This is a genomic window from Cryobacterium sp. MLB-32 (assembly GCF_000738085.1).
In the GTDB taxonomy this organism is placed as follows: domain Bacteria; phylum Actinomycetota; class Actinomycetes; order Actinomycetales; family Microbacteriaceae; genus Cryobacterium.
Genome location: NZ_JPRS01000254.1, coordinates 1 through 5,171, shown reverse-complemented (window position 1 = coordinate 5,171; position 5,171 = coordinate 1). Strand labels below are relative to the sequence as shown.

The window sequence follows — 5,171 nt, the reverse complement described above, 5'->3', positions numbered from 1 at the left end:
TCGTTTTTCGCGGGGGTCAGACTGCTTCTGCTGTTCGGCAACCTCGGGACGGCCCCGGTTCCGGATATCTGGTCCATGCACAACCCGATTGTGACCTCTCTGATCGGGATAATGGTCATGCTCGTGGTGTGTGTGCCGTCCGGTAACCGCGCGTTCTCGTCCCTCAGTTCCTGGTAACCCTCAGTTCCTGGTAACCCTCTGTTCCCGCTAACCCGCTGTTCCCGCTAACCCGCTGTTCCCGCTAACCCTCTGTTCCCGCTACTACCAAGGAGTCAACCATGACCACGTCACTCGGAATTCAGCACGCGTTCAGTGGCTTCGGCGTACCGGACATCGACGCGGCCCTGGCGTTTTACGGTGAGACCCTCGGCCTGGACGTGAGGCCGGGCGGGATGGGGCTCCTGCGAATCCACCTGCCCGGCGGCGCGGACGTGATCGTCTACCCGAAACCCGACCACGTTCCGGCCACCTTCACGATTCTCAACTTCGACGTGGCCGACATCGATGTGGCCGTTGACGAGCTCACCGCGCGCGGCGTGGAATTTCTGCGCTACGACGGCTTTCCCCAGGACGAGAAGGGCATCTCACGAGGGGGAGACCCGCAGATCGCCTGGTTCACAGACCCGGCCGGCAACATCCTCGCGGTGCTGCACAACTCCTAGGACGCGCGCGTGGGCCAGCGCTCAGTTGCGGCGCTTGCCGCCCTTGGCCCGGGTCGGCCGGGTGCGGCCGGGTGCCGTCTCCTGCCGCTTGCGGACGGCGGGTTTGGCCTGAGCGGCGGCAACGCGAAGGGCTTTCGCCGCGGCCTTGGCCTTGTCGGTCTTCTTGGGCTTGCGCGCCGGCTTCGCCCCCGGCGCACGTTCGTCCTCGGCCGGTGCGGCGGCGCGTGAACTGGCGCTGGAACGTCCGCGCACAATTCCGATGAATTCCTCAATGTCGTCGGTGGTCTCCGCGGTGATCCAGGCGAGGGCGATCTGCGTCTCCGGCACCCCGTCGACAGGACGGGAGATCACGTCTTTGCGACCGTACAAGCGCGCGATCGAGTGCGGCACGATGATGATGCCCACGCCCGCGGCGACCTGCTCCATCACCTCGTCCATGTCGCGCATGGCCGGCAGCGGGCGACGGGTGCCGTCACTCACCTCGGCGGCGATATCGCGCCAGGCCGGAACCTCGTCCGGATCCTGCAGGAGGTGCTCGTCGGCGAGGTCGGGAAGCGCGACGGTCTCGGCATCCGCTATCGCATGCCCCTTGGCCGCGACCACGACAGGTACCTCGCTGTACAGCCCGATGACACTGAGCTGGGTCTCATCGATGGGCAGGCGTACGAGGCTGACCTCGGCGCGGCCGTCGAGAAGCGCCGACACCTGCTCGCTCGTTTCGGTGCGAAAAACCTCGAGGGGAACGTCTGGGCGTCGTTCGGCCCAGATGCGAGTCCACTTGGTGGGAGTCACACCGGCGACGAAGGCAATGGAAAAGCTCACCGGCATCCTTTCTGCAGAAGTGAAAAGCCCCAACAGGGGTGCTCTCAGGCTATATCCTTAGACAATGAGTGCCGAAAAGAAAACCCAGACCATGAAGCCTGCCACGGCGGCCCAAAAACTCGGGATTCTGCTCGACGCGGCACCCGCAGACTTCCAGACCGAGCTTGTGACCCGTACACACCTCGCCGCCCTCATGGAGAACCCGCCCGAGTGGCTCGTTGAGTTGCGTGCCAATGGGCCGCACCCCAAGCAGGTCGTCGCCGCCAAGCTCGGCGTGTCGATCTCCGGACTCGCGCGCAGCGGAGCCACCGAACCCCTGACGACGGCCGAGATCAGTGCCCTGCTGCAGCAGCCGCCGGCGTGGCTCGTGCTCGAGCGTTCCACCCAGGCCGGTGTTCGCGCCGACCAGATCGCGGTGAAAGACCGTGACGCCCAGCGCGCCGCCAAGAAGGCGCACGTCGAGCGCCAGGCCGCGCAGGAACTGGCCAAGGAAAACCGCCAGGGCTAACGTGACGCCCGCCCCCAGCCGACGAAGGCGCTGGGCCGTCTAGGAATACTGGACCGTCTAGGAGTATTGGGGGCGCAGGAAGGCCACGACGTCGGCGAGCTCGGCCTGCGACACCGAATGGGCCATGCCCTCGTAGATGCGCTCGGTGAGGGTCGAGTGCCCGGGCAGCCACGCCTGAGTGCGCGCCACGGCGCTCTCGGGAATGATCGGGTCGGCCGTGCCCCGTCCCCAGAACACGGGAATGCCGCGTTCGGCCAGGGCGGCATCACCGGCGTTCACGGCGCTCGGCACGAAGCCCGAGAGCTGCACGGCGAAGGAGAACCGGTCGGGAGCCTGCCGCAGCAACTGGAGGGCCATGGCGCCGCCCTGGGAGAACCCCAGCACGCCCACGGATGTCGGCTGTTCGGAAAGCCCGTCGAGCCACTCCAGTACGGCGGCCGTCGCCGCCTCCACCGACGCGTTGTCCGGGTTGCCCGGATCACTGATCGGGAACCAGGCCCAGCCGCCACCGACGGGCAGGGGCGCTCGCAGCGCCGCGATCACGGGTTCGAGCGGGAGGTGCGGGGTGAGGGAGAAGAGATCGCCCTCGTGCGAGCCGTAGCCGTGCAGGATGAGCAGGAGCGGACGACCGACCCGGTCTGCGGCGGAGGCCGACCAGAGCACGGCATCCGTGTCGATCGGCGTGACGTTGTCGCTGTTGTCCATTGCTGCCCTTCCGTTTCGATCGACGCAGGAGGGGCGTTGACCACGTCAATACTTTCATTGCCGTGGCAACTTTGTGCGCCCGTGCGCATCTGCCCCTCCGGTACGCAAGAATGAATCCATGAGCGTGCGCACACCTGACCCCGATCCGGACTGGCTGCCGAAAGGCGATACCGGCGTGCCCAACAGCAATCCGGCCTGGCTGAAAGACGTCGAGCTCGCCGAGATCCGACGTCGGCTGCCCATTCTCTACATCGAGGCGGTGCCCGTGCGGGTCGACGGTCTCGGCCAGGTCGTGCAGGTCGGCGTACTGCTGCGTGCCCGGCCCACCGGAGAAATGACGCGCACGCTGGTTTCCGGGCGTGTCATGTTCGGCGAGACCCTGCGTGATGCGTTGTTCCGCCACCTCGAAAAGGACCTCGGCCCGATGGCGTTCCCGCAGATGCCGGTCAGCCCGATTCCGTTCACGGTGGCCGAGTACTTTCCGATGCCGGGTATCACCGCCTTCACGGATGACCGCCAGCACGCCGTGTCCCTGGCCTACGTCGTGCCCGTCACGGGAACGTGCGACCCCCGGCAGGACGCGCTCGAGATCACCTGGATGACGCCCGAGGAAGCGGTATCGCCCGGGGTGTCCGCCGAGATGGAGGGCGGCCGCGGGGCGCTCCTGCGCGCCGCCATGGCATCCGTCGGTCTGCTGCGCTAACGGCCTGAACCGGATGCGCCGCCCAGACGGGCGCGGCGCATCCGTCGGAACCTAGCTCAGCCCGAGAGTGTCGAGGAAGAGCCGCGCGTAGCGGGCTGCGTCGACATCGAGGGCTACCTCCACCGTCTCCCATTCGTCGGCGAGGCCGTGCACGATGTCTTCACCCGGGTGTCGACGCAGGTCCACGAGGGTTTGTCCGCGCCCGTAGCCGGAGAGCTGAATACGCACCGGGCGCATCTCGGTGCGCAGCGCACCCGGATCGACGAGCGCGCACACCGCGCCGGCGTCGCCGATCAGTCCGGAGTACTCGCTGGCGCGGTCGGCGCCGAGCACGATGCGGTTGGTGAGCAGGGAACCCACCACGCGGCCGAGCTCCGAGTCACCCGTTGCCAGGGCGGTCGCCGTGTGCTCGGCGATCCCGACCTGGTTGAACACATCCAGGCCGTACATGAACGTGGGAATTCCCGAGTCGAGCACGATCGCCGCGGACTCGGGGTCGTGCCACACGTTGAACTCGGCGACGGCCGTGGCGTTGCCCACGCTTGCCGAGCCGCCCATGAACACGATGCGCTCGATGTTCGAGGCGAGGTCGGGGTACTGACGCAACAACAGCGCGAGGTTGGTCTGCGGGGCGAGGGCCACGAGGGTGACCGGTCGCGGGCTGGCCTGGATCAGGGAGCGCATGAGCTCGATCGAGCTGACGTCGCGGGCGTTCCGGTCGCCCGGCGGCAGGCGGAGGGTTCCGAGTCCGCCCTCGCCGTGCACGTGCGAGGCCGATCGGGCCGGCTCGAGCAGCGGACGGCGGGCACCGGCGGCCACGGGAATGTCGCCGGCCCCGGCGACGTCGAGAATGCGCAGGGTGTTCTCCACGACGCGCTCCAGGGACGCATTGCCGGCCACGCAGCTGATCCCGAGAACGTCGATCCCGGGATGGGCGACGGCGAACAGAATGGCGAGGGCGTCATCGACGCCGGTGTCAACGTCGAGGATGACCGGGATGGCAGGTGTTGTAGGCATCCGCTCAGCCTAGTTTGCGCGGCGTGTGCCGGGGACGGCTAGCGAACCAGACGTACCTCGTGCAGCTGCTCGCCGAGCACCTCTTCAACCTTTTCGTGGCCGTCGGCGACGTAGCCGTTGCGAGCGTAGAAGGCGTGGGCACGGGGGTTGTCGGCGGCAACCCAGAGAATCGAGGTGCCCGGGTCGACGACGGCGTCGAACATCCGCTGGCCGGCGCCGGTGCCTGGTAGGCCTGGAGCAGGTACATCACCGTGAGTTCGCGGGTGCCGGCGGGCTGGTCGGTGTCGTGGGTGGGGGCGCTTCCGGCGAACCCGATAATGTCGCCATCGACGAGGGCGACGACCTGGCGGTACTGCGGTCCTCTGGCCGTGATGCCGTGCCACATAGCGGCCAGACGCTCCGGACGCAGCTTGGACAGGGCCGCGGCGGTGAGCAGGTGATCATAGGTCTCGTGCCAGCAGGCCGCGTGTACGCGACCGAGGCTGTCGGCATCCGCTTCTTCAACGGGCCGAACGTCAACAACAACTGTGGTGTTCATGTAGCGACTGTACCTGCGTTTGGAGGCGGTTTTTGCCACACGCAGGCAGATACACACAACGGGCCGGCCTCGTGAGAGACCGACCCGTCATGCATGATTCAGCGGATGCCGCGGGGCTTAGCCCTGCGAGCGGCGCGGTGCGCCGCGGCCTGCTCCACCGGATGCGGCGCCGCGAACGAGTCCGCCCACCTGCAGGCTGCCGACGCGAGGTCCGCC

7 protein-coding genes are annotated in these 5,171 nt (G+C 67.5%); 3 read left to right on the top strand and 4 right to left on the bottom strand.

All coding sequences use genetic code 11. From position 1 onward, the window contains the following. The first annotated feature begins 278 nt into the window (after nt 1-278). Entirely contained in the window at nt 279-662 is a 384-nt protein-coding gene (locus JF66_RS17120) for a VOC family protein (RefSeq protein WP_035879901.1), read from the top strand. Between the two features lie 21 nt (nt 663-683). On the opposite strand, the gene JF66_RS17115 is transcribed toward JF66_RS17120, so the two are convergent. Next, nucleotides 684-1,484, bottom strand: coding sequence for a LysR family substrate-binding domain-containing protein (locus JF66_RS17115; protein WP_197059461.1), 801 nt, complete (start codon nt 1,482-1,484; stop codon nt 684-686). A 64-nt stretch (nt 1,485-1,548) separates the two neighbouring features. Here JF66_RS17115 and JF66_RS17110 point away from each other — a divergent pair, with 64 nt between their 5' ends. Then, a complete protein-coding gene (locus tag JF66_RS17110) occupies nt 1,549-1,992 on the top strand; it encodes a DUF5997 family protein (protein ID WP_051973693.1) in 444 nt (147 codons plus the stop codon). A 57-nt stretch (nt 1,993-2,049) separates the two neighbouring features. Here JF66_RS17110 and JF66_RS17105 read toward each other — a convergent pair whose 3' ends face one another. Then, nucleotides 2,050-2,697 carry an alpha/beta hydrolase gene (locus tag JF66_RS17105; protein WP_035879900.1) on the bottom strand — a complete coding sequence of 216 codons (648 nt, stop codon included), beginning with the start codon at nt 2,695-2,697 and terminating at the stop codon, nt 2,050-2,052. A gap of 118 nt (nt 2,698-2,815) precedes the next feature. On the opposite strand from JF66_RS17105, the gene JF66_RS17100 reads away from it, so the two are divergent. After that, complete coding sequence (locus JF66_RS17100) at nt 2,816-3,400, top strand: NUDIX hydrolase family protein (protein WP_035879899.1); 585 nt, start codon at nt 2,816-2,818, stop codon at nt 3,398-3,400. Nucleotides 3,401-3,451: 51 nt separating this feature from the next. Here the strand turns inward: JF66_RS17100 and JF66_RS17095 are convergent, their stop codons facing one another. Both JF66_RS17095 and JF66_RS17090 read right to left on the bottom strand, forming a co-directional pair. Beyond that, a complete protein-coding gene (locus tag JF66_RS17095; RefSeq protein ID WP_035879898.1) occupies nt 3,452-4,417 on the bottom strand; it encodes a nucleoside hydrolase in 966 nt (321 codons plus the stop codon). A 4-nt stretch (nt 4,418-4,421) separates the two neighbouring features. After that, nucleotides 4,422-4,955, bottom strand: coding sequence for a GNAT family N-acetyltransferase (locus tag JF66_RS17090; RefSeq protein WP_231556484.1), 534 nt, complete (start codon nt 4,953-4,955; stop codon nt 4,422-4,424). Nucleotides 4,956-5,171: the final 216 nt, after the last annotated feature.